Here is a 2,011-nt window from a genome sequence, read left to right on the forward strand (position 1 = left end):
TGTAGAGTAGAAAACAGGAATTAGATAGTTGCCTTCTTGTCCTCGGGTTTCAGGGTGTTCCACCTTACTAAGCCAGACAAGAGGGCAATTCCTTTTCCTGTTCCCCCTCATCAAACCGTACATGAAGTTTTCCCTCATACGGCTTTCCGACGTTCTTCTTCCTTTGGCTTTACGGACTTAATCTGCTAATTTCACCAATAGGTGTTCAACTTGCTTTACCGTTTCTCGAAGATAGGCATGTTTATGCTTTTTATTTCTTTTCTTATTGTTGAAAAGGGTTAAGCGTTGTAACACATACCAGTCAATGCGATTCAGCCACCTCTTGGATAATGGAGAGAGCTGGTAATAGTTCTTGAATCCTTGAAGCCTACGGTTCAATCCCTTCACTAGTTCCTCTATATCCATAAACAGTTTATAGCGAGGTTCTGTATAGTCTTTTATTTTCTTCCGCATTTTCTTCATCGCTTTCTTGCTTGGGATATGATTCATGATAAAGAATGTATGTCCACCCTTCTTACGGATGGGGAATTTACGATGATGAAATCCAAGAAAGTCAAATCCATCACTGTCATCCCAAATGTTGACGAGCCTTGATTTCTCTGGATGTAGTGAGAGATCTAGTTTATTCATGATTGCTTGAATAACCCGTATGCTCTCTAAGGCGTGTGCTTTCCTTTCACATAAAATCACAAAATCGTCCGCATAGCGAACAATCGTCCCCAAATGGCTGAATTTCTTTTCCCAAAGAGAGTCCATGACATGTAGATAGATATTAGAAAGTAACGGAGAGATTACCCCTCCTTGAGGTGCTCCTAATATGGAATGCCTAACCTTACCTTCTTCCATGATTCCTACCTGTAGCCATTTCCGTATTAGCTTTAATACCCTTCGGTCACTAATGCGTTGTTCTACCAGTTTCATCAGTTTGTCATGGTTAATGTTATCAAAGTAGCCTTGGATATCGACGTCTAATACCCAATAGTTTTTCCTACTCTCTTTTCTTATTTTCGCTATCGCTTGATGAGCATTTCGTTTGGGTCGAAATCCATAGGAACAGTCTTTGAAGTCAGCTTCAAAGATTGGTTCGATTACTAATTTCGTTGCCATTTGTGCGACTCTGTCCTTTATCGTTGGAATTCCTAATGGACGTTTCGTTCCATCATCTTTCGGAATGTAGGTACGTAAGACGGGCTGCGGACGATATCGTTTCTCTTTCAATTCGAGATAAAGTTCGTTTAGAAATTTCTTCTCTCCATACGACTCAATATCCTCCAATGTTTGCGAGTCTACGCCTCCACTTCCTCTTTTCCTTTTCACTCTTTGCCATGCTTCCCACAAGATATCAGGGCGATAAATTTTATCGTATAAAGCATGAAATCGACGTGTCTTACTTTCCTTGGCACAAAGGTATAATGTTTTCCAGAGTTCTTGAGCTTTTGCTTTACTGGTGTAGTTAGCCATTTTCTTGGCATTCACTGACTCTTACCTCCTTTGAACATCTGAACGAAGTAGGGTATTGGCTATTGCCGTCCTTCCCTAGACAACGTTATGTTGTCGTTGTCATCATCGGTACTATGACCCCCTCCGACTCCCTCTCGACCCATCTACCACTTCACTTTTAAGCTTATAGGTTTCTGTTTTACTTCCCGTAGGAAGTGACCGGGGAGGGTATCCCCAGTTCCGTTAATTACTTTCCTAACATGTCGCTCCCCATACCCCGAGGGATTCTTAGGTGTTGTCTTTCCAAGCTCTTCACACCGTCCGTGGTTTTCGCCTATATTACCCAGGCTCAACTTCCCCTTTATCCTCTATGAGGGTTGTAATTGACGAGGCGGCAGGATTCACTTAATGTTACAACCTGTTAGGTCGCTCGCACTCTAAATCGAGTTACTTTGTCACAGGGCTTCAACCTTAGGATTTCTCCACCAGTTGCCTGTCAGCTACTGAGCGTCTTGGCACCTACTCAGGTTGGACTTTCACCAACTAGCAATTAACGGCTTGCTGGGCGCGC

At 42.7% G+C, this 2,011-nt stretch carries 1 protein-coding gene; it reads right to left on the bottom strand.

Features of this window, described 5'->3' with window-relative positions:
• Window positions 1–177 precede the first annotated feature (177 nt).
• Entirely contained in the window at window positions 178–1,476 is a 1,299-nt protein-coding gene (gene ltrA, locus GN217_RS18480) for a group II intron reverse transcriptase/maturase (RefSeq protein WP_156858109.1), read from the bottom strand.
• Window positions 1,477–2,011 lie beyond the last annotated feature (535 nt).

The organism is Oceanobacillus sp. AG, assembly GCF_009746545.1.
Taxonomy (GTDB): Bacteria; Bacillota; Bacilli; order Bacillales; family Amphibacillaceae; genus Oceanobacillus; species Oceanobacillus indicireducens.